The sequence below is a fragment of the Stenotrophomonas veracruzanensis genome (assembly GCF_032911525.1).
GTDB lineage: Bacteria > Pseudomonadota > Gammaproteobacteria > Xanthomonadales > Xanthomonadaceae > Stenotrophomonas > Stenotrophomonas africana.
Genome location: NZ_JAWJTI010000077.1, coordinates 1 through 520, shown reverse-complemented (window position 1 = coordinate 520; position 520 = coordinate 1). Strand labels below are relative to the sequence as shown.

Here is a 520-nt window from a genome sequence, read left to right as displayed (position 1 = left end):
AAGACAGCATCGTCCTGTCGGGCGTCTTCACAAAGTACCTGCATTCAGAGAATCATGTCGGCCAGGCCGATATGAGAGTCCCTTTTGGGGCCTTAGCTCAGCTGGGAGAGCACCTGCTTTGCAAGCAGGGGGTCGTCGGTTCGATCCCGACAGGCTCCACCATGTTTGGGCTGTTCCGGAATAACTTCCGGGTCTGTAGCTCAGGTGGTTAGAGCGCACCCCTGATAAGGGTGAGGTCGGTAGTTCGAGTCTACCCAGACCCACCATTCTCTGAATGACGCATACAATCGATCTTTATACGCATCAGCACTGTGGCTGGTACGTGTTCTTTTAAAACTTGTGACGTAGCGAGCGTTTGAGATGTTCTATCAGACGTGTCGTGAGGCTAAGGCGAGAGACGGAAGTCTCTTTATTGATTGAGTCGTTATATTCGTATCCGGGCTTTGTACCCCCGGGTCACATATGTAACCCAAGGCAACTTGCGGTTATATGGTCAAGCGAATAAGCGCACACGGTGGAT

General features: G+C 51.7%; 2 tRNA genes. Both read left to right on the top strand.

Annotation, left to right across the window (positions count from 1 at the left end):
* Positions 1 to 86: 86 nt before the first annotated feature.
* A tRNA-Ala gene (locus tag R1H25_RS20335) sits at positions 87 to 162 on the top strand.
* A gap of 27 nt (positions 163 to 189) precedes the next feature.
* Positions 190 to 266: transfer RNA gene (locus tag R1H25_RS20330), tRNA-Ile, on the top strand.
* Positions 267 to 520: the final 254 nt, after the last annotated feature.